Here is a 26146-nt window from a genome sequence, read left to right as displayed (position 1 = left end):
ACAGCAGCCTAGAAATGAGGGAAAGCTTTGCGACAACGTGTAGATGTCCGTCCGGCAACACCCCGGCGCTCCCCGGCGCCGGGAAGTTTCCTAAGCAAGTGGAAGCGGGATCGGGTGTTCCTGCTGCTCCTGCTGCCCGCCGTCCTGTACTATGTGCTGTTCAAATATGCGCCGATGTTCGGCATTATCATTACGTTCAAGAAGTACGAGGTGTTCAAGGGGATCTGGGAGAGCAACTGGGTCGGGGTCAAGTACTATATCCAATTTTTCCAAAACCCGGACGCCTGGCCGTTGTTTCGGAACACGCTGCTGCTTGGGTTATATAACCTGATCTTCGGGTTTCCGGCCCCAATCCTGCTGGCGCTTGTGCTGAATGAAGTGAGAATAACGTTCGTCAAGCGGTTCGTGCAGACGGTCAGCTATTTGCCCCATTTCATCTCGACGGTTGTGGTGACGGGGATGGCCGCGATGTTCCTGTCTCCGACTACCGGCATCATTAACGAGGCGCTCGTCTGGCTCGGCATGGAGCCGATCGCGTTTCTCCAGAAAGCGTCCTGGTTCCGCACCATCTATGTGTCGACTGGGATATGGCAAGAAATCGGCTGGGGCTCGATTATTTATTTGGCCGCTCTGACGACTATCGACCCTCAACTGTATGATGCAGCGGAGATGGATGGGGCATCGCGCATTAAGAAAGTATGGTATATTACACTGCCCGGAATTTTGCCGGCGATCGTCATTTTGTTCATTTTGCGAGTGGGGCATATTTTGGAGTCCGGGTTCGAGAAGGTGTACCTGCTCTACAATCCCGCAACTTACGAGACGGCGGATATTATTCCGACCTATGTGTATCGAATGGGGATCGTACAGAGCAATTTCAGCTACGGAGCCGCTATCGACGTATTCATGGGGTTGATCGGGCTGGTGCTCGTGGTAGGCGTCAACCGGATGGCGCGCAAGGTAGGTGAAGTCAGCTTATGGTAAAAAAGGCGAGCCTGTTCGATTGGTTTTTGCTGCTGGTGCTGTTCCTGTTCTGCGTCGTGATCCTGTACCCGTTTCTCTATATGCTCGCCGTTTCGCTTAGCTCCAATGAGTATATTTTACGCGGTGAAGTAAGTATTTGGCCGAAGGGCTTCACAACCCGCGTGTACGAAAAGGTGCTGCAAAGCTCCTCGGTGCTGACGGGTTACAAGAACACGATTATCTATGTCGTGCTGGGGACAACCGTTTCCATGATCGTCACCTCCTTCGCCGCGTATTCGCTGGCTCGCAAGAGTTTGCTGTTCGGCAAAACGATCACCCTGTTCATCGTCTTCACGATGCTGTTCAACGGCGGGATGATTCCTACGTTTCTGGTCGTACGTTCGCTCGGACTGATCGATACGATCTGGGCGATGATACTGCCGAGTGCGGTCAGCGCCTGGAATTTGTTCGTCATGCGCACGTTCTTCCAGGGAGTGCCCAAGGAGCTGGAGGAGGCCGGGAAGATGGACGGGCTCGGTGATTGGGGGATATTGCTGAGAATTATCGTGCCTTTGTCCAAACCCGTGATGGCGACGATCGGCTTGTTCTATGCGGTGGCGATCTGGAACAACTATTACAATGCTTTGCTCTACCTGAGAAGCCAGGATTTGTTCCCGCTCCAGGTGACCATTCGGATGCTGATGGAGACCGGCATTATCGATGTGTCGGGCCAGAACGGGGCGGAGGTGGAGATCGATCAGTCGGTCAAATTCGCCACCATCATTGTAGGGACGTTGCCGATCATATGCGTGTACCCGTTCCTGCAGAAATATTTTGTGAAAGGCGCCATGATCGGCTCTGTGAAAGGGTAGCGAGGCCGCTGGCGGGATGGCGGGAAGGCAATGGCGATCAGTGAAAAGACAACGGGGGACGGACAATGGCTGACAAGCAACAACAATTCGGGATTTACGGCTGCCAGCACGGTCATATTGAAACCTTCATTATGGAAATGCTGGGGCTTGGTTGGTCCTGTGTCGGGATCTACGATCCCGATGAGCCGGAGCTGGCACATCTGCTGTCGGCGAAGTACGGGATTCCTTTGCTTAGGGAAGAAGCGGAATTGAGGGGAGCGTCCGTGCGAGTGATCGGCTCCTCGGCTGTGAACGGCAGCAAGCTCGATGTGATCGAATGGTGCGAGCGGAACCGCAAGCATGTGATGCTGGATAAGCCGATCGTGACGGATCGCGCGCGTCTGGAAAGGCTCGAGGCTGTGATGAGGCGGGGGGAGATTGAAGTGGGCATGCTGCTCACGGAGCGGTTCCGCCCGGCGATCTTCACGCTGAAGCAGGCGCTCGATGCGGGCGAGCTCGGCAAGCCGGTTAGTTTGACCCTGCGCAAGCCCCATCGACTGCGGCCGGAGACGCGCCACGCCTGGCATTTCAGCAAGGAGCGGAACGGAGGGCTCATCCTGGATTTGTTCGTCCACGATTTCGACCTGCTGCGCTGGTTGAGCGGGCAGGAGATCGCGGCGATCCAGAGCCAGAAGGCGAAGCACATCATGCCGGAGCATCCGGATTTCTATGATACGGCTTCCGCGCAAGTGATGATGAGCGGCGGCCTGCTCGCCCAGCTGTACACGGATTGGCACACCCCGAGGCTTAGCTGGACATGGGGAGATTGCCGGCTCTTCGTGACCGGCACCCAGGGCTGCGCCGAGCTGCGCTTGTGCGGCGATCCGGCGGTCGGGCTGCAAGAAGAATTGTACTTCCAGATTACGAGCGATCAACCGTTCCAACAACAGGAGCTCGTGGCGCCTGCCGTCAACATTACCGAGGATTTCCTGGCCCGGATCGATCGCAGGCCGAGTGTGTTGACCGCTAGGGACGTGCTTGAGACTTGCCGGGCGTCCGTACTGGCGGACGAGGGTGCAGTCGAATTCAACGCTTTTCATGATAAAGGAGCAACGGTATGAATCAACAGCATAAGAAACGAGTGCGCTTCGCCGTAGTCGGCTGCGGCGCGATTGCCAAGAGTCACCTGACCGGAATCGAGATGACCGACATCGCGGAGCTGACGGCCGTCTGCGATGCAGACCCGGGACGGGCCGCCGAATACGCCGGCATGTATGGGGTTCGGGCCTATACGGACTACGCCGAGCTGCTGGCGGACGAGGAGGTCGATGCCGTCTGCCTGTGTACGCCGAGCGGGATGCATGCCGAGCAGACGATGCAGGCGGCGCGGGCGGGTAAGCATGTCGTCAGCGAGAAGCCGATGGCGATTGTGCTGGACGACGCCCATCGTATGATCGAAGCGTGCGAAGCGAACGGCGTGAAGCTGACTACGATTTTCCCAAGGCGGATGACACCCACGAGCCAATTCGCCAAAAAGCTGCTGGACGAAGGCCGTCTGGGTCGGCTGAGCTTGTGCTCGGGGTACGTCAAGTTTTATCGGGAGCAGGCCTATTACGACCGTGCGGGCTGGCGCGGTACTTGGGCGATGGATGGCGGCGGCGCGATGATGAATCAGGGCATCCACACGATCGACCTGCTCCAATGGCTGGCGGGTCCGGTCGTATCGCTGCAAGCTTACGCGCGGAATGTGCTGAGACGCATCGAGGTGGAGGATACGGCTGTCGTCTCGTTGCAATTCTGCAGCGGCGCGCTTGGCTCGATCGAAGCGACGACGACCGCGTATAAGCAGCCTCTTCATCAAATCACGATTCATGGCGAGTACGGCACGCTGATTTTGACCGATGACGAAATTACGACGCTGGAGGTTGTCGGAGATCCGATCGAGCTCCCGGCTCTGCCTTCGTTTTCCTTGTTTCCCGACGGACATGCGGCCCAAATCCGGGATATGGCTCATGCCATCTTGGAGGACCGCGCGCCATTCGTCTCGGGCAAGGACGGACTTCATTCGCTGGAAATCATTCTAGGCGCTTATAAGTCGCAGCAGCAGGCTCGAGAAATTGTATTCTAGCATTTCGAATCTGAAGAGAGGATGATGAGGGAATGCAAGCAACCCAAAGTTCAACTAGAAAAGGATGGATGTTATTCGCGCTTGTAGTTGCCATGCTAGTAGGCTTGCTTGGTTATGAAGGGGTTTTGTTTAAGACCGAGAGAGTTTCGGCGTCCGTGACGGATCCCGTCAATCTGGCGGCTTCCTCGCGAGGGACGATCGCCACGGCGAGCTCCTCCGCCAGCAATCGCCCGCCGGGACATACGAACGACGGAGATACGGGGACGAGCTGGGGACCGTTGACCACGGATGTGGCTACGGGGGAGGTGTGGCTGGCTCTCAACTTTGGAGCGGCAACCGCCTTCGACCGAGTCAAGCTTGATTTTGTCGTACCGGGCGCGTCGGCCGCGCTGCCTCTCAGCTATACGATCAAGGTGCTGAACGATCCGTCGTTTACCGGCACCTATGACGACAACCCGGCCAAATGGACGACCGTTGCTTCCCGCGTGTTGGCTGATTACGCCTCCGGCTCGCTGGATGATGTCTCCTTCACCAAATCAACAGCTAAGAAAATGACGATCGTGTTCGTAACTGACCCCGGCGGCTTCATCCCGCGTGTGGAGGAAGTGGAAGTATACGAGATGTCGCGAACGCTGGCTTCCGTAACCGTACATGCGGCCAAGCTCGTGCTGAACGACGATAAGCAGACCGCCGTAGAAGTGACAGGGACGATGAGCGACGGCGGACTGGCTCCGCTAATCGGGGCGACCTTCACATGGTCCAGTGGCAATGCCGGGGTGGTTGCGGTTGCAGCCTCTGGAAGCGCTCTCTCGACCGCGACGGGAGTCTCGCCCGGTCAAACCGCCATTACAGCCTCCGTTACGCTTGGCGGTGTGACGAAGCAAAACCAGCTTGTGCTTACCGTCCGGAACCCGGCGCTCGAGGACGACTATGACCGGCTGCGCCAGAAGGTGAAGGATTCCCTCGTCGGCGCGGACGGTTACAATCCGAGCGACAGCGATATAAGTGCGGCCATCGCCAAAATCAATACGCTTGCCGAGCCGTTATGGTCGTCCATGAATACCAACGTGAGTGCAAATCTGTATTTGTGGTCGGATCTGACGACGGGCTCCATCTTCGATGCGGAGGACTCTTATGGCCGATTGCTCGCGCTTGCCCGCGCCTATGAGTTGCCGGAATCCACGATGTCGCCCGCTACGAAGACGGCTGTGCGTAAAGCCATCATAGACGGGATGGCCTTCCTCAACACGAACTGGTACAACGCCTCCATTGCGCAGAATGAGCAATGGTACAAGTTTGAAATCGGCGTGCCGAGCGCGCTGCTCAAATTGAATGTGCTCATGTACGACGACTTGATCGCGCAAGGCAAACAAGCTTTGATTACAGCGCAAATGAATGCGATACACCATTTTTCCCCGGATCCCGCCGATTCCCGCAGTGCCACAAGCGCGCCTCGAATCGGTTATATGACGGGAGCGAATCTCGTGGAGAAAAGCTACAACGAAGCCTTGATCGGCATTCTGCTCAAGGATACGGACGCCTTGGAGCTGTCCGGCGACCGCATTGTGGATGTGTTCGACTACGTAACGTCCGGAGACGGCTTTTATGAAGACGGTTCGTTCATCCAGCACAACGACATCGCGTATACCGGCAGCTATGGGTTGGTGCTGGTGGGCGTACTGCCCGCCTACATGGATCTGCTGAACGATTCGAACTGGGAGCTGACCGACCCTAGAGCAAGCCGCATTTTCGACTGGGTGTATGAATCCTATGAGCCGTTGTTCTTCCGCGGTGTCTTAATGGACATGGTGAGAGGCCGGGCGATGTCGCGGGCGGGGAGCCAGGATCTCCAAGCAGGCCGGACCTTGCTGACCAGTCTGCCCACGATCGCTTCCTTCGCCTCCCCGACGGATGCCGCCAATCTCAAGGGCATAGTGAAGAAGTGGGCCAACTCCGGCTTGTTCAGCAATTTCTATACCGACCTGTCGATCCAAACGATCCAGACAATCAAATCGATCATGAGCGATCCCGCGGTTGTCGCACGCGAAATGCCGGTAAGGCACAAGCAGTTCCCGGCAATGGATCGGATCGTGCATCATAGGCCGGGCTTCACATTTGCGATCAGCATGTCTTCCCAGCGAATCGGGGTCTATGAATATCAGCAGCCGCCGAATCAGGAGAATATCCGGGGCTACTACACGGGCTTCGGCATGACCTATCTATACAACGACGATGTGCGCCAATTTAACGAAGACTACTGGCCGACCGTGGACGCGCATCGTTTGCCGGGCATAACGGTGGACTACCAACAGACTCGTTCGGTCGGCTCCGGCAATAAGTACAAGAGCCCGGTGTCATGGGTCGGGGGGACGGACATCAGCGGGTTGTACGGTGTGGCAGGCATGCAGATTTATGGCTATCAGAATACGCTGGTCGGGAAAAAATCGTGGTTCATGTTCGACGACGAGATTGTAGCACTTGGTGCGGGAATCGCCAGTACATCGGGTCGCCCCATAGAAACGGTCGTAGAGAATCGCAAGCTGAATGGCGCTGGGAACAACGTCCTGAAGGTAAACGGAACGATCAAGTCCGGCAGCCTCGGTTGGACCGAGACGATGAGTAATACGAGCTGGGTCCATCTGCAGGGCGATACCGCAGGCGCCGATATCGGGTATTATTTTCCGGGCGGCGCTACCATTAAGGGAATCCGGGAAGCCAGAACCGGGGCGTGGGTCGATATCAATCCTTACCATAACCCTAGCGGAATTAACGTAGCCCAGCCGCACACTAGAAATTACCTCAGCCTGAGGTTCGATCATGGGTCGAATCCGACCAATGGGCAGTATGCCTATGTCATGCTTCCGGGCCAAACCGCGACACAAGTGAGCCAGTATGCGAGCAACGCCGATATTACGGTCGTGGAGAATTCCAGCAGCGTTCAGGCTGTGCGAGAAAGCGAGCTGGGGATTTTCGCCGCCAACTTCTGGAATGACGGCACTCGTACGGTCGGTCCGATTACGAGCAACAAGAAAGCTTCCGTGATGACTCGTGTGGTCGGATCCACATTGGAGGTGTCGGTGTCCGATCCTACTCAGCTCAATACGGATAATATTGAGGTAGAGATTGAGGAGAGCGTCGCGGAGCTGGTCAGCAAAGACTCGAGAATTACGATTGTGCGCATGCAGCCCTCGCTCAAATTAAGAGTGAATGTCAACGGTGCGAAAGGTCGGGCGATCCATGCCGCCTTCACCTTAGGGCCGCCGTCGGACGGCAATGTACTGCCTCCGGTAGCGGATTCCTACATCAAGGGAGGCACTGATGCAGGCGTCAATTACGGCAGCTCCGATCTGTTGAAGGTGAAAGGGACGACGAATTCGAATCTGGTCCGCAAGGGGCTCTTGAAGTTCGATCTCTCCGGCATGGCGACGGCGGCGGAGGCAGTGTTACGGCTGAAGGGAAGCTCCGGCGGTTCTCCCGGTACGCTGAAGGTGTACGAAGCGTCGCCGGACAGCTGGACCGAGTCGACGGTCACCTGGAACAATGCCCCGGCGATCGTAGGCTCTATGCTGGACAGCATTACCGTCGGCACGACGGAGCAAGTATACGAGCTCGATGTGACCGAAGCGATTCGGCAGGCATTGGGCAGCGGCCGAGGGTCAATTACCTTCCTGCTGGAAGGGGTGGCGAGCGAGGATCTGCTGATGGAGTTCCGCAGCTTGGAGTCGTCCAGCGGACAGCCTGCTCTGTATGTGAGAGGCATCGAGCAGAATGCGCAACTGACGCGGGTGGCGCCGGCGGCGGATGCAACCGTGCGGGGCGGCACCTCCGGCAACGACAATTACGGGACCTCCGGTCTGCTGAAGCTGTACGAGTCGACCAATGCGAATGTGAAGCGGAAGGCGTATCTCAAGTTCGATCTAAGCCAGTTCGCTTCCATTAGTGGCGCCGCTCTGCAATTGTATGGATTATCGGATGTCGCCTCCCAAGTTAGCGTCTATCGGGTGGCGAGCGATTCGTGGACGGAATCCGGGTTGACCTGGAATAATGCGCCGTCCAGCAGCGGTGCGGCCGTGGCCAGCTTCCAGACGACTACCAGCGGCAAGTTTTACCAGTTGGACTTGACCGCGCTGGCTCAGTCGGAGCTGTCGGGCGACGGCATCCTGTCCCTTGTGCTGCAGACGGGGACATCGATCGCGATGACGGACATCAATAGCAAAGAGAACGGGACCTATCCGCCGCAGTTGATCGTGTCTGGAGCTTTGAAATAATGTTTCGCCTGGCTTGGCTTCCAGCTTGACTGGAGCGAGCCGGGCTTTTTTTGTGCGGGGAATGGTATACTTATAGGGAGCTAGACTTAAAACTAACGATAGACTGCTAGAGATCGGATCGAAAACTTTATCTAGAGGAGGATTCCTGTGGGATTCAGACTAGGCGTTGTCGGAGCCGGGCAGTTCTCGAGATGCTTCATTCCGCTGTTTCAGGCGCATCCTTACGTCACGGAGGTCGTGTTGGCGGAGACAGTTACGGAGCGGAGGGACAAGTTTGCGAAGGCGTTCCGCCTGTCGGAGGTGTATGATTCTTTCGAGGCTTTATTGAAGAGCGACGTGGACGCGGTGGCGCTGTTCACGCAGCGGCATCTGCACGGTCCGCAGACGATTCAGGCGCTGCAGGCGGGCAAACATGTTTACTCGGCGGTTCCCGCGGCGCAGTCTTTGGAAGAGATCGGCGGTATCGTGGAAGAGGTCCGGCGAAGCGGGCTTATTTATATGACGGGCGAAACGAGCTATTACTACCCCAGCACCGTGCTGTGCCGCAATCGGTTCAAGGCCGGACAGTTCGGGCAGTTCGTGTACGGGGAAGCGCAGTACATGCACGATATGCTTCACGGCTTCTACGAGGCATTCAAATATTCAGGCGCGGACGATTGGAAAAAAGTAGCCGGCATCCCGCCGATGTATTATCCGACCCATACGGTCAGCATGATCCTCTCGGTTACCGGGGCCAAGGCGACGAATGTTTCCGCGCTTGGGTTCGTAGATCGTCATGAGGACGGCATCTTCCGAGAAGGCGCTAATTTATGGGACAACAAGTTCAGCAATCAAAGCGCTTTGGTGCGCACGTCCGACGGCGGCATGATGCGGATCAACGAGTTTCGCCGGGTCGGCTGGGGTGGTACGAACAGCGTCTACATGAGCATGTACGGAACGAGCGGCAGCTTCGAGGAGCACGCCGGCGGGGCGGCTTGGTCAAGCCTGGAGTGGGGAGCCGTCGAGGATCTGACAAATGACTTGTCGTGCAAGGAAGAGACGGTTCGGTTGGACGAGACCGACCTGCACGGGGCGCTGAAGCATGATTTCAACGCGACGTTAGCGAAGGTCCATCACGGCTTCCGTTTGCCGCCTGCGTTCAAAGGGCTGCCGAACGGCCATCTCGGCTCGCATCAATTTCTGGTCGACGACTTCTGTAAGTCGGTGCAGACCGGCAAGCTGCCGCCGAACCACATCTGGCGCGCCGCCGACTATCTCGTGCCCGGCCTGATCGCTCACGAATCGTCGAAGCGGGACGGAGAGATGCTGCCTATTCCCGATTTCGGCGTTCCGCCGGCGGGCTGGGAGCTGCTGGATCCGGATGTTTTTGTAGCTTATGAGTAAATAGTGGAGGGTTAGAGCGGATGCAAGTTCTGGCCATGATCACCATGCTGATCGATCATCTCGGCGTCATATTCTTTAAGGGAGATGCGTGGCGTATTATAGGGCGGCTGGCGTTTCCGCTGTATGCGTATGGGATCGTGCAGGGCTACCTGCGCACACGCAGCTTGAAGAAATATGTGCTGCGGCTGTCTTTGCTCGCGGCGGTGTCGCAGTTCCCCTTTATGTATGCGCTAGACAAGCTGCAGTTTAATGTGCTGGTGACGTTCGTGTTGTCGCTGTTCGTGTTGGTTGCTGTAGATCGAGTTCCGTTTATGTGGGCGCGTGTTGGGATCGGAGCGGCGGGCGTGGTCCTGATGGAGATCATTCCGATGGACTATGGGTCGTATGCGTTGTTGTTGATATTGGTATTTCGCTTTGTCCCGGTCGATGGGTTGCTGCTGACACACTTCGTTTTGAACTTGGCGTTCTGGGGGTTCAAAGGCTGGGAGCTGCAGCTTTACAGCCTGGCCGCCACGTTCTTGATCAACTACCCGCAGCTGATTCGCCGGCTTAGCGAGGTTCGGGTGCCTCGGTGGTTCTGGCGCGGCTTCTACCCGGCCCACCTGGCCGCGCTGGCGATGCTTCGCTATCTTGTGTGACCTGGCGGGCGATGGGGACATCCCGCGAAACGCTCACCCATCCGCCCGCCTAACCCGCCAAGTAGACCAAATTTCCCCTACATCGCTCCCATCTGCCCGCCTATCCTGCCAAGTAGACCAAAATTACCCTACATCGCCGCCCAACTGACCGCCCAACCCGCCAAGTAGACCAATTTTTACTCTTCTTCGCGCAGGTCATTACGGTTGGCCCATTCGTTTGGTATATTAAATGTAACGACGTACACCATTATCCGATAGAGGGAGTCCTGCCAGATGACGAACAAGACCCGAATCGAGAACGAACACCCCGGCACGCTGGATTGGCAGATTACGCAGTTCCAATACGATTACCCTGAGCACCTGCAGGCGAGTCCGATTATCCGTGGGCTGCGCTCGTCGGCGATCGAAGGGTATGCATCGCGGACAAGCGTCTACCCAGGGGAGACGCTTGAGCTCATGGTAAGCGTTCAGCCCGAGGGCCGCTTCGAGGTTGATATTTACCGGCTAGGCTACTACGGCGGCGACGGTGGGCGGCACATGCTGCACATGGGCCCGATCGAGGGGCGGAAGCAGCGGATGCCGATGGAGACGGTGGAGCGGCTTCGCGAGTGCGGCTGGGAGCCGAGCGTGACGCTGACGGTGCCGGACGACTGGACGAGCGGCGTCTATTTGGCGAAGCTGACGCGCGAGGAGATGCCGCGGCTGCAGAGCTATGCGATCTTCATCGTGAAGGCGCGCCGGAAGACAAAGGTCTTGGTGCAGGTGAGCGACTTGACGTGGCAAGCCTACAACAAATGGCCGGCGACGAACTCCATCTACGACGACGGATCGCCGGAGATGTGGTACCAAGGAGCAGGTGTCAGGGTGAGCTTCGATCGGCCCTACGCGAAATATTGCCAAATCGTCGATGCGCCGTTGTCCTGCGGCTCGGGAGAATTTCTGCTGTGGGAGTTTCCGCTAGCCTATTGGCTGGAGGCGGAAGGATATGACGTGACCTACTGCTCCAACTTGGACACGCATGCGGACCCCGACCTGCTGATGAACGCGGAAGTGTTCATTTCGGTCGGACACGACGAGTACTGGACGCGGGAAATGTACGAGAATGTGACGCGAGCCCGTGACGCCGGGGTTAGCCTGCTGTTCCTCTCGGGGAACGCGCTATACCACGAGATCGTCACCTATGGCGCGACGGAGAAGGAGCCGTTCCGCTCGTTCGCCCGTCAGCGCTACTTCCCGGACGAACGGGAGCTGATGGGGGCGAGCAGCTTCGGGCCGGGGTACGGCGATTGGACGGTGGCGAAGCCCGATCACTGGGTGTTCGAGGGGACGGGCATGAAGGCGGGCGACCGGATCCCGGGCCTGATCGGCTGGGAGTACCACGGCGAGCCGTTCAAGGATGTTGACGGGCTGGAGGTGCTGGCCCGCAGCGAATTGATCGGCCTGCAGCCGGGCGAGCCGGATATCGGCTTCGCGCCGCGGGCCAAGGGCGACGGCAAACATGCCGCGGTCATCTACCCGGGGCCGCGCGGCAATTGGGTGTTTAACGCCGGTACGATCTGGTGGGCGGAAGCGCTGAGCGCCCCGCCCGGCCATATTCCGGCGATGGGAGCGCTCGGCCGGACGCAAGGGCCGGACCGACGGGTGCAGCAGATCACGCGGAACTTGCTGGCGCGATGTCTGAAGTAAGGGGATGCCGGCTTTCCCGGGCTTATCCGCCTCGCTGCTCGGCAACCGGTGCTTGGCAGTCAGCAAGCGGCATTCGCAATAGCGTTATGAAATCGTTACTTAGGTCCATGCTCGTCTTTTGAATGTACAGGAAGCCAACATCAGACTTTTTTGCGGACACAGCTGACCTTATTTGGCACAAAAGGAACGATTACGAGAGTTTGGCGGACACAGCTGACCTTATTCAGCTGAAAAGTGGCGTTTTGAACTCTTGGGAATTCGAATAAGGGCTCGTGTGTCCGCCAAAGAGTCAAAAAACGAGGAAACGAACACAATAACGGATCTCCTGTCCGCTAAACCTGCCGACCCGACATATCGTTATGGCGGGACTGGTCAACATGAGGTCAACGGATCGGGACTGGCGATCAACTGACGGTCAACCGATACGATGCACGCGGTTCCGCCCTTGCTCCTTGGCGACATAGAGGGCTTTGTCGCAAGTCGTGTAAAGCGTTTCCAGCTGCGTATTCGGATCCGGGATGACGGTCAAAATTCCGATGCTGATCGTATAATCGACGGATATGCCTCGGCCAAGAGCGCCTTCCAGTGCATGTCGGATTCGTTCGACCATCCGGTCGGCCTCGGCTTCGCTCTGGCCGGGCAGCAGGATGCCGAATTCATCGCCGCCGTAACGAACGAACAAATCTTTCGCGCCGAGCACCCGCCGAACTTGCGCCGTCAGATCAACGAGCACTTGGTCGCCGGCCGAGTGACCCAACGTATCGTTGATCGTCTTGAACCGGTCGATGTCGAACAGCATATAGGAGACAGGCAGTCGTTTGCCGGCATGGTCCGCAAGCGACTGTTTGCCTATGGCCGTAAACGTGCGGCGATTGAGGGCGCCGGTCAAGTCGTCCGTGCTGGCCAAGCGGACGAGCTCGCGATCCGTTTTCTCTTTTAACAGCAAGATGAAGCCCGTATTCCCTAGAATCATGACCAAATAGACGGCCAGCAGGGAAACGGTCTGATAGGCGCCGGGCGTGAACAGCCCCACGGTCGGACTATTCAGGAGAGCGGCTCCGCCTCGGGCGACCGATGTAGCGACGATCAGGAAATAGACGCCGCCCATCATTTTCATCAGCAAGGTGGAATCTTTGCCCAGAATGACCCGGTATACCGGGATAATCATAACGGCGGTGACCAGGGAAGCGAAGGCGATCCGAATGTTTTCTTGATTGTTCAGGATAAGAATCAGCACGAAGCCGACGATGGACAGCGCGGTATAATAAAGGTAGAACCGTTTGATCCGCTCACTTAAGACGTTTTGCAGACTTAGCAAGGCGATGATCTCCAGGGCGACCCCGACGAACAGAATGGTGTTGGAGACGGAGACGGCCACCACTTCGGGAATGCCGCCGCGCAGCAATTGAAACAGCCAGGCTGCGGTCTGTGTGCATTTCGCCATGAAGAAAGCTTGGAGCGAAGGATCTTTGGCTTGCTGGCGCCAGTACGCTAGAATCAGGATCACGCTGAAGAAATGCCCGATGCCGAGCGTGCTGAAGATCGTTTTCGAATCCAGGAAAAAGTTCAAGGGAACCACCAGCTTCTGGAGGGAGTGTTCTGCTCTCCATAAAGTATACCGGATTATGCAGTCAACTCCTAGCTGATTGAGTCAACCATAAAATTCCATTTCAAGCTCCGGCCCGCTCATGAGTGCTCCGCTCCACCTACCGCGCTTCGGTATCCCAGGGATGCCCATCTATGTAGACATTACTTGTTTTTATTTTGAGAATCCGCTAGTCCTCCATCCGCATTCGCTGTATAATGGGTAGCATTGAATATCGGCCCCGGCTTTTCTGATAGTGGAAAGTCAACCCATTTATTGGTTTGAAGGAGTGGAGCTTGTTTTGTTGTTGTCCAAATTGAAAACAGAATGGTTTTTCAACACGCGGCGGGATGTGCTGTCCGGGCTGACGGTGGCGCTTGCGCTTATTCCGGAGGCGATCGCCTTCTCGATCTTGGCCGGCGTCGACCCGATGGTAGGGCTGTATGCTTCTTTCTGCATCGCGGTGACGATCTCGATCGTCGGGGGACGGATGGGGATGATCTCCGCAGCGACCGGGGCAATGGCTTCGCTGATGGGGCCGATCATTGTGAAACATGGCGTCGAATACTTGTTCCTCGCATCGATCATGACGGGCGTGATCCAATATATAATGGGCTTGCTGAAATTCGGTAAATTCATCACGTTTATCCCGCACTCGGTCGTCACCGGATTCGTCAACGCGCTGGCGATCATCATCTTCATGGCGCAGTTGCCCAACTTCAGAGGCGCGAACTGGCAAATGTACGCCATGGTGGCGGCGACGCTGGCGGTTGTGTACTTGTTGCCGCTGGCGACGAAGGCGGTGCCGTCCGCGCTGGTGGCGATCATCGTCATGACGGCGCTTTCGATCGGCTTGCACCTGGATCTGCGCACGGTCGGCGACATGGGGGAAATTACGCAGGCGCTGCCGTTTTTGCACATTCCGAACGTGGAGTGGTCGCTGCCGGTAGTGTGGAGTCTGCTTCCGATTTCGCTGGCGCTGGCGGTAGTCGGGATCACGGAGTCGCTGATGACCGCTTCGATCGTGGATGAAATGACGGAGACGAAGAGCGACAAAAACCGGGAAGTGAAAGGGCAAGGCCTGGCCAATATCGTATCCGGCTTTTTCGGCGGGATGGCGGGCTGCGCGATGATCGGGCAGACGGTGATCAACGTGAAGTCGGGTGGACGCTCGAGATTGTCGACGTTTGTGGTAGGCGTGTTCCTGCTCATTCTGATCTTGGCGCTCGGTCCGGTCGTGAAACAAATTCCGATGGCCGCGCTTGTCGGCGTCATGATCATGGTGTCCGTCAGCACCTTTGACTGGGGCTCCATTAGGACGATAGCGAGAATCCCGCGCAGCGACGCCTTGGTGATGATCGTGACGGTCGGTATCGTCGTGGCGACCTCGAACTTGGCGATCGGCGTCGTGTCCGGTGTTGTGATGAGCGCGCTCATCTTCGGCTGGCGGTCGGCGAAGCTGCGGGCGACAATCGCGGTGGCTGCGGACGGCACGAAAGTATACCGGTTGTCCGGCCAGCTGTTCTTCGGCACGATGACCCACTTCGCCGATCTGTTCGACGTGAAGGGCGATCCGGCTGCCGTCGCGATCGACTTCAGCGCCTCGCATGTGTGGGATCACTCGGCTGTGACCGCCATTTCCAAAACGCTCGCCCGTTACGAGCAATATGGCAAAAAAGCGACGATCGTCGGCCTGAACGAGGAGAGCCGTCAACTGGTCCACCAGGTCGGTCTTGCCGGAGCCGGAGCCGGAGCCAGTTCGGGAGGCGGGCATTAGGATTGAAGGAACAAGATAGGATTGCCATTCATCCAGTCTTGGGATAATATTGGAATTGTAGATTAGGTCGCGAAGCACGCGCCGTCTGTTCTGGACCCTGTGTCCGGACAGACGGCTATTTTTGTTCAGTTGGGAGTGAAGAGGACCAGATGAAGTCACTAGAGGAGCTCTTGAAGGCGAATGAGAGTTTCACCGAAGCCTATAACCGCTATATGATGGAGCAGATCAAAGATAGTTCCGGCGAAAGAAAACGAAAATTGCTGGATCCGAAACGATACGCAGAAGCCATGTTCCTTTATCAGGTTTGGTGGCCGTCTTTTGGCGGATTTCGCCGGTTGGTTGCCGAGTATGAGGTTCGAGACTTCAAGGACGGATGGCGATACTTGGACTTTGTATATGTGATTAATAACGTTCGAATCTGTATCGAAGTCGATCCGTTCGGCACGCATTTTCGGAACATCGATCGACATAAGTACGATGATAACTTGTGGCGACATAATGACCTGCAGGTGGACGAGTGGAAGATTTTACGGTTTTCTTTGGATATGATCAAGAACCATCCTAAGAAATGCCAACAAACGATTATGTCTGCTTTGGCTAAGTGGGGATTGGAGGATGCAGCGGAACACCCGGACTTAACGCCAGCCGAGTATCGGGTATGGAAATGGTTTTGTTGCCAGGATGAAGCGACTAGCCCGAGTAAGGCTGCAAAAGCTCTAGGCATGGATCGCAAGACAGCAGCCAAACACCTGAAGTCCATCTCCAGTAAAGGGTTATTGCTGGTCATTGCTTCTTCGACGGGGAGAAATATGAAGTATCGTTCGTACAGCGGCGAAAAGTGAGAAACAAACTCCAGTTTCGGCTCTACCCCCAAGAAGACCAATTTTACCCTACATCAGCTGCGCCCGCTCGATTTTATCGCCAAGAAGACCAATTTTACCCTACATCAGCTGCGACCGCTCGATTCTATCGCCAAGAAGACCAATTTTACCCTACATCAGCTGCGCCCGCTCGATTTTATCGCCAAGAAGACCAATTTTACCCTACATCAGCTGCGACCGCTTGATTTTATCGCCAAGAAGACCAAATTTGCCCTACATCAGCTGCGATCGCCTGCTCCATCCTCACCCGTACTTACCCCAGCTCGCGCAAAGCGATCTCAGCCGCCTCATACGCCGGATGCAGCTGAAGCGCCGCCTGCCAAGCCGCCTTGGCGCGGAATGGATTGCCCATCTGGCGGTAAATCAGCCCGCGGTAGTACAAGGCGTGGAAGCTGCCCGCCCCCTTCAGCGTCAAGTAGTGCGTATCGTCATCGCCCAGCTCGAGGCAGCGGTCGATTGCGGATAACGCTTCGTCGTGTTTGCCCATCAGATACAGAACGACGGCCTTGCAGTAATGGAGATCGACATAGTCGGGATACAGCGCGATCGCCTTCTCAATGCCGGGCCAAGCGCCCTGAGCGCTGCCGCCAGCGAGCAGAATCGTATATTTGAGCCGGTACAAGTAGGAGGGAGGCAGCGCAAACGACTGCAGAAACTTCGAGATCGACATGTTGACGAACTCGAACGCCCGCTCGAACTGGCCGTTCCGGTAATATTCGCTCGCCAAATGATACTCGATCCATGGATGCGGCTGCTCGCTCTGCGCGTCCTTCAGAAGCAGCGTGATATTGCGCTCGAACTTCATTTTCTGCGAGACGGGGCCGTCCATATATCCGTAGTGGAGCACGTCGACGGGGAGCACCGGGATCGAGCGGAGGTTGCGCAGCTGAGGCAAAGTATCCTCCACGTTCAATGTCTCGTGGATGGCGTATTTGAACCGGAAGCCCATCCGGCCCCGGAAGAGGCGCGGCTGGGCGAGGATGTAGGCCTCCCGCGGATCGGGCAGCGCTCCGATGTAATTGACGAGCCGAACGGAGGCGACGGCATGCTGGGCGTGCTCGACGTCCAGCAGCGCGGCTTTCAGATCGAAACCAAGCGCAACTTCAGCGTCTGCGACACCCGCGACGCCTTCCGCCGCATGCGGCGACGGCGACCACACCTCGTCGGCGTCGAGCCACAGGATCCAGTCCCCGGTCGCCCGCTCCAGGCCGAAATTGCGCGCGGCGGAGAAGTCGTCCCGCCAGAGGAACGAGTGGACCCGAGCGCCGAACGATTCACATACCGCAACCGTCCCGTCGGTCGATCCTGTATCCACGATGATCATTTCATCGACAATCGATTGCACGCTGGTGAGGCAACGGCTGATTACGGATTCTTCATTGCGAACGATCATGCATAAGGATATAGAGGGCCGCTTGCTCAACATGGCTCATCTCCTTTGACAAGGTACCTGCAGTTGGTCGGACGGCTTCATGATATGCGGCTGTCCTGCTGTTCAGAACGATGGGCGTTTGAACTTTTGGGTCTCCGGGCGCATATCCTGTTCCCAGAAATCGTTCCCCTGGAGGAGTGAGGCGTGTGATCACGATAAGCCTGTGCATGATAGTCAAGAATGAAGAGGACGCGCTGGGGCGCTGCCTGTCGTCCGTCCGCGGCATCGCGGACGAGATCGTCATCGTCGATACCGGCTCGACCGACCGGACGAAGGAGATCGCCGCGTCCTTCGACGCCCGCATCTTCGACTTCGAATGGATCGATGACTTCGGCGCCGCTCGCAACTTCGCCTTCTCGAAGGCGACCCAACCGTACATCATGTGGCTCGACGCGGATGATCTGATCGAGGAGGAGGATCGCGGGAAGCTGCTCGAGCTGAAGCGGACGCTCGATCCGGACGTGGACAGCGTGACGATGCCGTACAACCTGGCGTTCGACAAGGACGGCAATGTAACCGTGAGCTTGCGCCGCAACCGGATCGTGAAACGGTCGCGAGGCTTCCGGTGGGAAGGGCCGGTGCACGAGGTGCTCGTGGTGAGCGGCCGAGTCCACGCGAGCGAGGCGGCTGTCACCCACCGCAAGGAAAAGGTGTATACCGACCGCAATCTCCGCATTTACCGCAAGCGAGCCGAGACCGGCGAATCGTTCAACGCGCGGGACTTGTTTTATTTTGCCAACGAGTGGAAGGACAACGGCCATTACCGGGAAGCGATCGACTACTACGAGCGGTTCCTGCACACCAAACAAGGCTGGATCGAGGACTGCTACGCCGCCTGCCTCAGCATGTCCGACTGCTATGTCCGTCTGGGCGAGCCCCGCAAACAGCTGCATTCCCTGCTCCGATCGATGGTCTACAGCCCGGTACGGGCCGAGACGTGCTGCCGGCTGGGTTACTATTTCTTCGAGACGAAACGGCTGGAGCAGGCGATCCACTGGTATCGCGCCGCAACCAAGCTTGGTCGGCCGGAAAGCTTCGGCTTCATGGGCATGATCGATTATGCCTCATGGACTTGGCTGCCGCACCTGCAGCTGGCGGTTTGCCTGGATCGGACGGGCGACCTCCAAGAGGCGAATCGGCACAATGAGCTGGCGGCGTCATACAACCCCGACCACCCCAGTATTCTTTACAATAGGACGTACTTTTCCAATAGACTGTCGCCGCAAGGAGAGTGAACCGCATTGAAGAAAAAACGCGTGCTGATCGGGAGCCCCGTCAGACAAACCCCGGCCATCCTGGAACGGTTTCTCGACTCGCTTAGAAGACTGGAGAAGAAGTCGCTGGCGGTAAGCTATCTGTTCGTGGACGACAATGAGGATCCGGCTGCAAGCTCGCTATTGCAGAAATTCCGGGAGACGGCGGGCAGGGCGGTTGTCGTGTCTCAACAACAGCATCGGGTGGAGCAAGAGCAATTACGTGTAGGCGGAGTGCCGGCCAGCTCGGCGTATGTGAAGGACGAGACGACGCATTATTGGAAAGAAGACCTTATCTGGAAAGTAGCGTCCATGAAGGACGGCATTATTCGGGAGGCGCTGGCGAAAAAATTCGATTATTTGTTTCTCATCGATTCGGACTTGCTGCTGCAGCCTGAAACATTGGAGCAGCTCGTCCGGGCGGAGCGGGATATTGTCTCGAACGTGTTCTGGACGAGATGGAAGCCGGACGCCGCGGAGCTGCCGCAGGTGTGGCTGCGGGACGAATACACGCTGTTCGACAAGCGGCGGGAAGAGGCGCTGACCCCGATGGAATCGTCGATCCGGACGCTTGCGTTTCTGGAGCGGCTTCGTACGCCGGGCGTCTACGAAGTGGGGGGACTCGGCGCTTGTACGCTGATCAGCCGCAAAGCATTGCGGGCGGGGGTCCGCTTCGAGGAAATACCGAATTTGTCGTTCTCTGGGGAGGACCGGCATTTCTGCATTCGGGCGGCGGCGCTTGGGATCCCGCTGCATGTGGACACGCATTACCCGGCGTTCCACTTGTACCGCGAGTCCGACCTGGCGGGTGTCGACGCCTATCTCGCCGGAGGATATGCGAACACCCGCGACAAGCTGGCATACGGCCTGGAGCTGCAACGCCAAGCCCTATTCGAGCAAGCGGTCCAGCAATTGGATGCTTACTTGGACGAAGAGGCCGGCTCCCCGTCTTCGATGATCGAAGCGGCGTTCAGTCTGTCCGAATGTTATGAGCGGCTCGGGGACAAGGACAACCAGCTGCTAGCCATGCTGCGCTCGCTCGAGTTCGACGTCCCGCAGCCGGAGACATGCTGTCGGATCGGGGCGATGTACGTGGAGCGCAAGGAATGGAGCCAGGCGGTGTACTGGTACCGGACGGCGACCGAAGCGGAGGAGACGGCGGGGGAATCCCAGGAGCGGCGCGTCAGCCGTACTTGGCTGCCGCATTTGCAGATGTGCCTCTGCTATGATCGGCTCGGCATGCTGAAGGACGCTTACCGCCACAACACGATCGCGTTTTCGTTCAAGCCGGACCACCCGTCCGTCTTGTACAATCAGGCTTATTTCGCACAAGTGCTGGCCGACCGCAAGTTCGAAACCTCCGTCTGACGGGGATAGGTACAACCTGGCTCAAAAAGTAGTTCGTAGGGCGGAAGCTGCTGCATATACTCAAACTAAATTTAACGAGAGGATGAGGTGGTTGCATGTCCCAAGCGAACATTCCCAATATAACGCCATCCATAACGATCACAATAACCGACGCGGTCAACCTGTTGCTGGCTTCGATCGCACTGGAGGAGCTGGCTCTGGCACACATAGTGAACGCCGAAGCCGAGAAAATTCAATTCGTCTTGGGTACGTTAGGCACAGGGGTTACGCCGGCACCTACCATATCGCAACTGCTGCTTGTCAACGACAGCGTGCGCCGGACGATGCAGGATGTGATCAAAAAAGAAATGCTGCTGCAATTCAAGCTGGAAAACATCATTACCGGCCTTCCCTGATAGTATTTTGAGTCAGCAAGCTCTTGCCGAGCCAGGCAGGAGCTTTTTCATTTCTCGAGCGGTGATCGCTGCAGGTTTCCTGGATATGGATTGTACACATACTTGACCAAGGATTGTCATATGCTGAGATAAACAGGCGAGTTAGGGCCAAAGGTACACGATTGGGTAAGAAAACCCGACTCCGGTTGGGGGAGAACGAGCTCGTATTTCTGGTAGCGGGAGCTGATGCCGATGTCCATGCCGAATGTACCGGATATTAAGCCGGAGATTATCCTGAAGCGCAAAGAAGTAGTAAACCTGCTGCTGACCTCCATTGCTTTGGAAGAGATCGGGCTGTCCCATATTATCAACGCGGAGGCGGAGAAAATCCAGCACCTGCTTCGGGACCGATGTCTGACCATTCATGAGGCGCTCAAGATCAACAACAGCGTCGAGCGTATGATGCGAAATATTGTCAGCAACCAGCTGCTGCTGCAGTTTAAAATGACGGATGTGCTTCGCTTGGACGAGGAAGAGGAGGACATTCTGTTCGACGACGATTGCATGGAAGAGTAGAAAGTAGGAGGAACCGCTTATGAGCCGCCATCGCAGCAGTGCAAACCCCAGCAGTCTTAGCACGCTTAGCAGCATGAGCAGCCACGGCCGGTCTGCCGCTTCTCCACTGCCGTCTTTCGACGATGCGGTTGTCAGTCTTCTGCAATCGATCGCTCTGGAGGAGCAGTCGCTTGCTCTGCTACTGAGCACGGAAGCGGATAAGACGCGGGCGTTCGTCGGTCGGCTGCTCGACTACCCCACCAGTCCGAGCAACGCGGACATTATCCGGTTCAACCAGACGGCGATCCGGCTGCTCGATTCCGTCTTAATGGCGGAGTGGCTGCTGCTCAAAAAATTGGACGCGGTCGTTCAGATGCAAGGCCCCGTGAGAGGGAATGCGGGAGAGGCGGCTAAGGAAAAAGAAAAGGAACAGGCGGAACCGTTCGATAACCGGGAAGGAAAGCCCAATGAATGGGAACGATTGGACGAAGATCGGTTTGACTACTGAGCTCGGGGCTTTGGATGAATCGCTGCCGCCGCTTACGATCGCGGTGCTCCATCTATCCCGGGGGATGGAGGCGCGACTGGCGGGAGCCGGGGACGAGCTGCGGAGATGTGCCGCCTATCAGCTGGAGCGGATGCTTGTGCTGCTCGAAGAGCTGCATCGAGTGGCGGAGCGGCTGCGGCTTGTCCGTACGTGGTTGAATCAGGCGCCGGAGCTATCCGGGGGCGGTGGCTGTGCATCGTCGGCTGCGATCCGCGCTGAAGTGCGGGAGGCGCTGACCGCTGCACTACCGTCGCTCGAGCGATGGGCGGAACTGTCCGGCGATCCTCTGCTGCGGGACATGTGGCTCGCGAAGGTTAAGGATTTGCAGGAATGCTGCTTCTCGGCCGGAATGGAGCAAGTCGGGTTGGAGCAATGTTCCGAGCCTGTTGTTGAGTTGGCTGCTGGGCAAGCTGTCAAGCGAGTTGCGGGGCAGGCTGTCGAGCTGGCTGTTGAGTCGGTTGGCGAGCAGCCGGACGTGAATGAGGGAGAGACTGAAGAGACTCGTGTGGAGGGCGGAGAGCTGGGATCTCACAGCGAGTTAGAAGCAACGGGGGAGCAGGAGCCAGTAGGAGGGCGGAAGCCGTCGATTACGGAAGAACAGGCGGACGAGGCTCTGATATCGCCGACATCACCGACATCGCCGATAGCATCGGCATCATCGACATCGCCGAAACCGGTGCGGCCATCAAAGCCTTTGATGTATGTGCAGTCCTCCGGCCAAACCCGGGAGAGTAGGAGGCGGACAAGACGATGAACGGATGGAAGCTCGTACAGGTGTCGAGGGGCAGCTATATGTTGTCCGGTCCTTACGCGGTCGGCGTTCATATGCATGAAACGAGCGGTACCGCCGTCCTGATCGACAGCGGCCCTGACGCTGCTACGGCGGAGCGGCTCGACCGCGAGCTGATCCGGCGCGGCTGCGCGCCGATTGCCATTCTGCATACGCACAGCCATGCAGACGCCTGTGGCGGCGATGCGTATTTCATCAGCCGGTATCCTTCCATCCGGCGCTATGCGACGCGGTCGGCGGCTGTGTGCATGGAGTACCCGTCCCTGGAGCGAGGCTGGTTGCTCGAGACGGAGCCGCCGGCTCCGGCGCCGCTATCGGCCCCGGATGAGGAGCCGCCGTTCGGCGGTATGACGGGGTATTTGCCGGAAGGCGACGGTCCCTTGTCATTCCAAGTTCGCAATCATGTGTTCACGATCATGTCGCTGCCTGGACACAGTCCGGGGATGGTCGGCGTACTGACGGAGGACCGTGTGCTGTATGGCGGAGATGCCTTGTTCGGCGAACGGACGCTGAGCCGGCAATCGCTGCTGTATTACTCCGATGTAGAGCAGGCGCAGCAGACGATGAAGACTCTGGGGGAAGCGACAGGGCTGAAAGGCTATGTGTGCTATCACGGCGGCGCGGTGCGGGACTTGAATTCGCTAGTTATCAGGCATGGAACTCTTTTATCCGATACACTTGGCTTTTTGCTAGACTCGATCCGCTCGGGAACCGATACGCTAGAGTTGCTTGTGCAGCTGATGATGGAAAAGCATAGATTGATGGACGAGGTGTGGGCGTACGGACTTTGCGTCTCGATCGTGCAAGCCTATTTGCGCGCCTTGCGACGGGCGGGGCGGATCGACGCTGTCGTGGAGCAAGGAAGGCTGATCTGGCGTCCCTGCTAGCCCTGGATCCATCCAGGCAACTTTCGAGAGAATTCTCGAAAGTTTTTTTGCGTTTCTGTAGGGGACTGTCTAGTAACACCGGAACGCTAGCGCGCGGGTCGCATACTGTGTGTAGTATGAAAGGAGGATGTATAAGTGTCACAATCAAACATCCCCAATATTACCCCTTCCATAACGATTACACGCGACGATGCCGTCAACCTGCTGCTGTCGTCCATTGCGCTCGAGGAGCTGGGGCTTAGCCACATTCTCAATGCCGAAGGTGAGAAGCTGCAATACATCTTGGGCACATTGCCCGGCGTTACGGCGCCTCCGGCGACGATCAGCGATCTGTTGGCGGTTAACGACAGCGTTCGGGATACGATCAGCGCGTTAACGAAAAAGGAATTTTTGCTGCAAAACAAGCTTGACAGCATATTGTCCGTCCCTATGTCCGTTGGTCCAACCGGTCCTGCGGGTCCGACCGGGGCGACAGGGCCAGAAGGTGGCCCTCCCGGGCCGACCGGCGCAACCGGCGAAGCCGGAGCAGCCGGAGCCACAGGCGCGACCGGTGCGACTGGCGCGCCGGGTCCGACCGGGCCAACCGGAGCGACCGGTGATCCCGGCGCCGCCGGTGTAGCCGGAGCAACCGGTTCAACCGGTGCTACCGGTGTGGGCCTGGCTGGACCGACCGGCGCTACGGGCGCGACCGGTGAACCGGGGCCGGCAGGCGGACCAACCGGACCGACCGGTGTCACCGGTGCCACAGGCGCTACAGGCGCCACGGGCTTGGTCGGCTCCACAGGTGCTACCGGGGCTACTGGCGCAGGAGTGACCGGCGCCACAGGCGCGACAGGTGGTACCGGAGCCTTGGGTGCCACAGGTGCCACCGGGCTTACCGGCGTGACAGGTGCAACAGGATCCGGAGCAACCGGAGCCACTGGTGCAACCGGTGCGACTGGGACGACAGGTACTTCGGTTACCACCAACTCGTCGTTCGCCCAGAACGAATCGGATTCGTTCTTGATCTTGTTGTCGGGTACTCCGATTCCGTTGCCGAATAACCAGAATCTAGGTGGCGGAATGGCGTATAACTTGGCCAATACGACGCTTACGATCACGAACGCCGGCCGCTATTTTGTGTCCTACAGCATCTTCCTCACTCTCGGGGTTGGCGCACAAGCGCGGCTCGTATTGAACGGCTCACCGGTTGCCGGATCCGTCGCTTCCTCGCTTGTATCGGTGCCGGGCGTGCTGCAGAACTCGATGATTATCAACGTCACGGGCGGATCCACTCTGCAATTCCAACTGCTGGCGCTGGCCGGTGTTGTAGCGTTCCAGACCCCGGGCGCTACGCTGAATGTCATTCGGTTGTCCTAATAAGGCATCGCGTTCGTGCCCAAAAAGCCTTCCATCTGCTCGTTGGAGCAGCTTGGAAGGCTTTTTGCAATTTGGTTCGAGGATTCAAGCCTTAAAGAAGGCTCGTTCGGCAGTGAATTCGGGAGAATAGCGTCATGGCAGAATCTTATTAGGAATCCATTATACGCCCGAAAAGTACAACGCGGGCTCTAGCCGGTGTACGCCTTGCGGCCGGTAGCCGAGCGACCCGGCAATCCCGCAGGCGTCGGCGAGCAGGTACAGGATGCTAAGCCACATCTCGGTGCCCTGCAGCCCCGGCTTGTGATGCGTCTCGAGCTCGAAGCTGAAGCCGCGGCCCGGCTGCCAGCGGCCGAGCACGCGCTCGATCTGCTGCAGCGACCAGGCGACGATCTCGTCGCGGCGATAGTCGGTCTGCTTCATGCACAGCCACAGCGGGTGAATGACGTCGAGCACGTTGCAGGCGTTGCCGCGGTCGTCGCGGAAGAAGTCGCGGTTCCGTGTATGCGTCAGCACGGTGTCGATCGTCGTCTGCGCGTAAGGCAACGGCATGTTGAACTGCGCGTACGTGGAGCGCGTCAGTCGGTAGAAGCCGTTGACCGGCAGCTTGAGACTGTCCTCAGGCGTAGGTCGGCCCCATAGGCCGGTCGTCGGATCGGCATGCGTATGCAGCCAACCGAACAGATCATCGGGCCGCTTCTGCGAGCCGAAGTAGCGGGCGTTCATGTACAAGCCCGTTGCATAGTGATCGATCCAGGCGCCGGAGCCCCAGGCGTTCGTCTTCCACGGCTGCGCGTCCAGCTTGCGATAGAGCGACTCCGTCGTCATCCGCTCCACGACGTGGATCGGGTGCGCGACGTGGGAGCCGAGCACTTCAAGCGCGTAGCCGATCGAAAGGATGTTATAGCCGGAATGCGTGTTCGGCATGAAGGACGGATCGTTATCCGTGTTCTCCGGATCGGGCGCGGCCCACGGGTCGGGCAATAGGCCGGTCTGCGGGTCCTGGAAGCTCTGCAGCTTGGCGATCATCTGCTCGCGGGTGAAGCCCGGCGCAAGCTCGCCGAACATGCCCGCGATCTCGGTCGCATCGCAGTACGCACGGACTGACCGGCGGAAGCCGTCCTGGTCGATATAATACGGCTCGCCGCCCTCAGTCTCCGCCGGCACGAGGTAGCTCGCGAACAGCGCCTGCAGCTCGGAGCGCGCCTGGGCGCCGAACGCCTCGAGGCGCCGGGCCAAGGCGGCGGCAGCGGTCGTCGCAGCGGGACCTGCTGACGGCTCGCCCGCCGCAGTTGCAGCGCCTACGTCCGCGCCGCTCGCGCTTGTGCCCGCGTCGGCTGCAGCGCCTGCGTCTGCGCCGCCCGTCGCGCTTGCGCCCGCTGTGCTGGCGCTGCCCCCGCCTGCAGCGCCAGCGTCCGCACCGC

General features: G+C 58.0%; 21 protein-coding genes. 18 read left to right on the top strand and 3 right to left on the bottom strand.

Annotation, left to right across the window (positions count from 1 at the left end):
- The first annotated feature begins 27 nt into the window (after positions 1 to 27).
- From PKO02S_RS19540 to PKO02S_RS19505, 8 genes are all read left to right on the top strand, one after another.
- On the top strand, positions 28 to 984 hold the full coding sequence (locus PKO02S_RS19540; RefSeq protein WP_246067139.1) for an ABC transporter permease: 957 nt from the start codon (positions 28 to 30) through the stop codon (positions 982 to 984).
- Positions 978 to 1835 carry a carbohydrate ABC transporter permease gene (locus PKO02S_RS19535; RefSeq protein ID WP_127585525.1) on the top strand — a complete coding sequence of 286 codons (858 nt, stop codon included), beginning with the start codon at positions 978 to 980 and terminating at the stop codon, positions 1833 to 1835. Before PKO02S_RS19540 ends, PKO02S_RS19535 begins: the two co-directional genes overlap by 7 nt.
- A gap of 65 nt (positions 1836 to 1900) precedes the next feature.
- The gene (locus PKO02S_RS19530; RefSeq protein ID WP_127585524.1) at positions 1901 to 2935 is read left to right on the top strand and encodes a Gfo/Idh/MocA family protein; all 1035 of its coding nucleotides are present in this window, start codon (positions 1901 to 1903) and stop codon (positions 2933 to 2935) included.
- Positions 2932 to 3942 carry a Gfo/Idh/MocA family protein gene (locus PKO02S_RS19525; protein WP_127585523.1) on the top strand — a complete coding sequence of 337 codons (1011 nt, stop codon included), beginning with the start codon at positions 2932 to 2934 and terminating at the stop codon, positions 3940 to 3942. Before PKO02S_RS19530 ends, PKO02S_RS19525 begins: the two co-directional genes overlap by 4 nt.
- A gap of 32 nt (positions 3943 to 3974) precedes the next feature.
- On the top strand, positions 3975 to 8210 hold the full coding sequence (locus tag PKO02S_RS19520) for a polysaccharide lyase family 8 super-sandwich domain-containing protein (RefSeq protein WP_127585522.1): 4236 nt from the start codon (positions 3975 to 3977) through the stop codon (positions 8208 to 8210).
- Positions 8211 to 8357: 147 nt separating this feature from the next.
- A complete protein-coding gene (locus PKO02S_RS19515; protein ID WP_164821556.1) occupies positions 8358 to 9593 on the top strand; it encodes a Gfo/Idh/MocA family protein in 1236 nt (411 codons plus the stop codon).
- A gap of 20 nt (positions 9594 to 9613) precedes the next feature.
- A complete protein-coding gene (locus PKO02S_RS19510) occupies positions 9614 to 10231 on the top strand; it encodes a TraX family protein (protein ID WP_127585520.1) in 618 nt (205 codons plus the stop codon).
- A 273-nt stretch (positions 10232 to 10504) separates the two neighbouring features.
- Positions 10505 to 11917 (top strand): N,N-dimethylformamidase beta subunit family domain-containing protein, encoded by a 1413-nt coding sequence (locus PKO02S_RS19505; RefSeq protein ID WP_127585519.1) that lies wholly within the window; start codon positions 10505 to 10507, stop codon positions 11915 to 11917.
- Between the two features lie 415 nt (positions 11918 to 12332).
- On the opposite strand, the gene PKO02S_RS19500 is transcribed toward PKO02S_RS19505, so the two are convergent.
- A complete protein-coding gene (locus PKO02S_RS19500) occupies positions 12333 to 13487 on the bottom strand; it encodes a GGDEF domain-containing protein (RefSeq protein WP_127585518.1) in 1155 nt (384 codons plus the stop codon).
- Positions 13488 to 13803: 316 nt separating this feature from the next.
- Here PKO02S_RS19500 and PKO02S_RS19495 point away from each other — a divergent pair, with 316 nt between their 5' ends.
- Together PKO02S_RS19495 and PKO02S_RS19490 are read left to right on the top strand one after the other, a co-directional pair.
- Entirely contained in the window at positions 13804 to 15279 is a 1476-nt protein-coding gene (locus PKO02S_RS19495) for a SulP family inorganic anion transporter (protein WP_373865223.1), read from the top strand.
- A 170-nt stretch (positions 15280 to 15449) separates the two neighbouring features.
- Positions 15450 to 16121, top strand: a complete 672-nt coding sequence (locus tag PKO02S_RS19490; RefSeq protein ID WP_127585517.1) for a helix-turn-helix domain-containing protein — start codon at positions 15450 to 15452, stop codon at positions 16119 to 16121.
- A 292-nt stretch (positions 16122 to 16413) separates the two neighbouring features.
- Here the strand turns inward: PKO02S_RS19490 and PKO02S_RS19485 are convergent, their stop codons facing one another.
- Entirely contained in the window at positions 16414 to 17586 is a 1173-nt protein-coding gene (locus PKO02S_RS19485; protein ID WP_246067138.1) for a glycosyltransferase, read from the bottom strand.
- A 152-nt stretch (positions 17587 to 17738) separates the two neighbouring features.
- Between PKO02S_RS19485 and PKO02S_RS19480 the strand changes: the two genes are divergently transcribed.
- From PKO02S_RS19480 to PKO02S_RS19445, 8 genes are all read left to right on the top strand, one after another.
- Entirely contained in the window at positions 17739 to 18827 is a 1089-nt protein-coding gene (locus tag PKO02S_RS19480) for a glycosyltransferase (protein WP_127585516.1), read from the top strand.
- A gap of 6 nt (positions 18828 to 18833) precedes the next feature.
- Positions 18834 to 20213: a glycosyltransferase family 2 protein gene (locus PKO02S_RS19475; protein ID WP_127585515.1), complete on the top strand. Its 1380-nt coding sequence runs from the start codon at positions 18834 to 18836 to the stop codon at positions 20211 to 20213.
- A gap of 95 nt (positions 20214 to 20308) precedes the next feature.
- Positions 20309 to 20608 carry an alpha-helical endospore appendage domain-containing protein gene (locus PKO02S_RS19470; protein ID WP_127585514.1) on the top strand — a complete coding sequence of 100 codons (300 nt, stop codon included), beginning with the start codon at positions 20309 to 20311 and terminating at the stop codon, positions 20606 to 20608.
- A gap of 231 nt (positions 20609 to 20839) precedes the next feature.
- Entirely contained in the window at positions 20840 to 21163 is a 324-nt protein-coding gene (locus PKO02S_RS19465) for an alpha-helical endospore appendage domain-containing protein (RefSeq protein ID WP_127585513.1), read from the top strand.
- A gap of 19 nt (positions 21164 to 21182) precedes the next feature.
- Positions 21183 to 21650 carry an alpha-helical endospore appendage domain-containing protein gene (locus tag PKO02S_RS19460; RefSeq protein WP_127585512.1) on the top strand — a complete coding sequence of 156 codons (468 nt, stop codon included), beginning with the start codon at positions 21183 to 21185 and terminating at the stop codon, positions 21648 to 21650.
- Positions 21610 to 22443: a hypothetical protein gene (locus PKO02S_RS19455; protein ID WP_127585511.1), complete on the top strand. Its 834-nt coding sequence runs from the start codon at positions 21610 to 21612 to the stop codon at positions 22441 to 22443. Before PKO02S_RS19460 ends, PKO02S_RS19455 begins: the two co-directional genes overlap by 41 nt.
- On the top strand, positions 22440 to 23366 hold the full coding sequence (locus tag PKO02S_RS19450) for an MBL fold metallo-hydrolase (protein WP_127585510.1): 927 nt from the start codon (positions 22440 to 22442) through the stop codon (positions 23364 to 23366). Before PKO02S_RS19455 ends, PKO02S_RS19450 begins: the two co-directional genes overlap by 4 nt.
- A gap of 135 nt (positions 23367 to 23501) precedes the next feature.
- Complete coding sequence (locus tag PKO02S_RS19445) at positions 23502 to 24725, top strand: alpha-helical endospore appendage domain-containing protein (RefSeq protein ID WP_127585509.1); 1224 nt, start codon at positions 23502 to 23504, stop codon at positions 24723 to 24725.
- A 159-nt stretch (positions 24726 to 24884) separates the two neighbouring features.
- On the opposite strand, the gene PKO02S_RS32470 is transcribed toward PKO02S_RS19445, so the two are convergent.
- Positions 24885 to 26146: acyltransferase (locus PKO02S_RS32470; protein ID WP_164821555.1), on the bottom strand; the 1262-nt coding region annotated here is incomplete at its 5' end.

This window comes from Paenibacillus koleovorans NBRC 103111 (assembly GCF_004000845.1).
Classification (GTDB): Bacteria; Bacillota; Bacilli; order Paenibacillales; family NBRC-103111; genus Paenibacillus_AA; species Paenibacillus_AA koleovorans.
The sequence above is the reverse complement of the archived record's forward strand: the minus strand, read 5'-3'. Positions and strand labels throughout refer to the sequence as shown.

Bases quoted from the DNA above. Each gene is read 5' to 3' on its own strand.
- PKO02S_RS19470 (WP_127585514.1), top strand. From the start codon at position 20,309: ATGTCCCAAGCGAACATTCCCAATATAACGCCATCCATAACGATCACA.
- PKO02S_RS19485 (WP_246067138.1), bottom strand. From the start codon at position 17,586: ATGTTGAGCAAGCGGCCCTCTATATCCTTATGCATGATCGTTCGCAAT.
- PKO02S_RS19530 (WP_127585524.1), top strand. From the start codon at position 1,901: ATGGCTGACAAGCAACAACAATTCGGGATTTACGGCTGCCAGCACGGT.
- PKO02S_RS19460 (WP_127585512.1), top strand. From the start codon at position 21,183: ATGAGCCGCCATCGCAGCAGTGCAAACCCCAGCAGTCTTAGCACGCTT.
- PKO02S_RS19510 (WP_127585520.1), top strand. From the start codon at position 9,614: ATGCAAGTTCTGGCCATGATCACCATGCTGATCGATCATCTCGGCGTC.
- PKO02S_RS19450 (WP_127585510.1), top strand. From the start codon at position 22,440: ATGAACGGATGGAAGCTCGTACAGGTGTCGAGGGGCAGCTATATGTTG.
- PKO02S_RS19535 (WP_127585525.1), top strand. From the start codon at position 978: ATGGTAAAAAAGGCGAGCCTGTTCGATTGGTTTTTGCTGCTGGTGCTG.
- PKO02S_RS19505 (WP_127585519.1), top strand. From the start codon at position 10,505: ATGACGAACAAGACCCGAATCGAGAACGAACACCCCGGCACGCTGGAT.
- PKO02S_RS19525 (WP_127585523.1), top strand. From the start codon at position 2,932: ATGAATCAACAGCATAAGAAACGAGTGCGCTTCGCCGTAGTCGGCTGC.
- PKO02S_RS19465 (WP_127585513.1), top strand. From the start codon at position 20,840: ATGTCCATGCCGAATGTACCGGATATTAAGCCGGAGATTATCCTGAAG.
- PKO02S_RS19520 (WP_127585522.1), top strand. From the start codon at position 3,975: ATGCAAGCAACCCAAAGTTCAACTAGAAAAGGATGGATGTTATTCGCG.
- PKO02S_RS19455 (WP_127585511.1), top strand. From the start codon at position 21,610: ATGAATGGGAACGATTGGACGAAGATCGGTTTGACTACTGAGCTCGGG.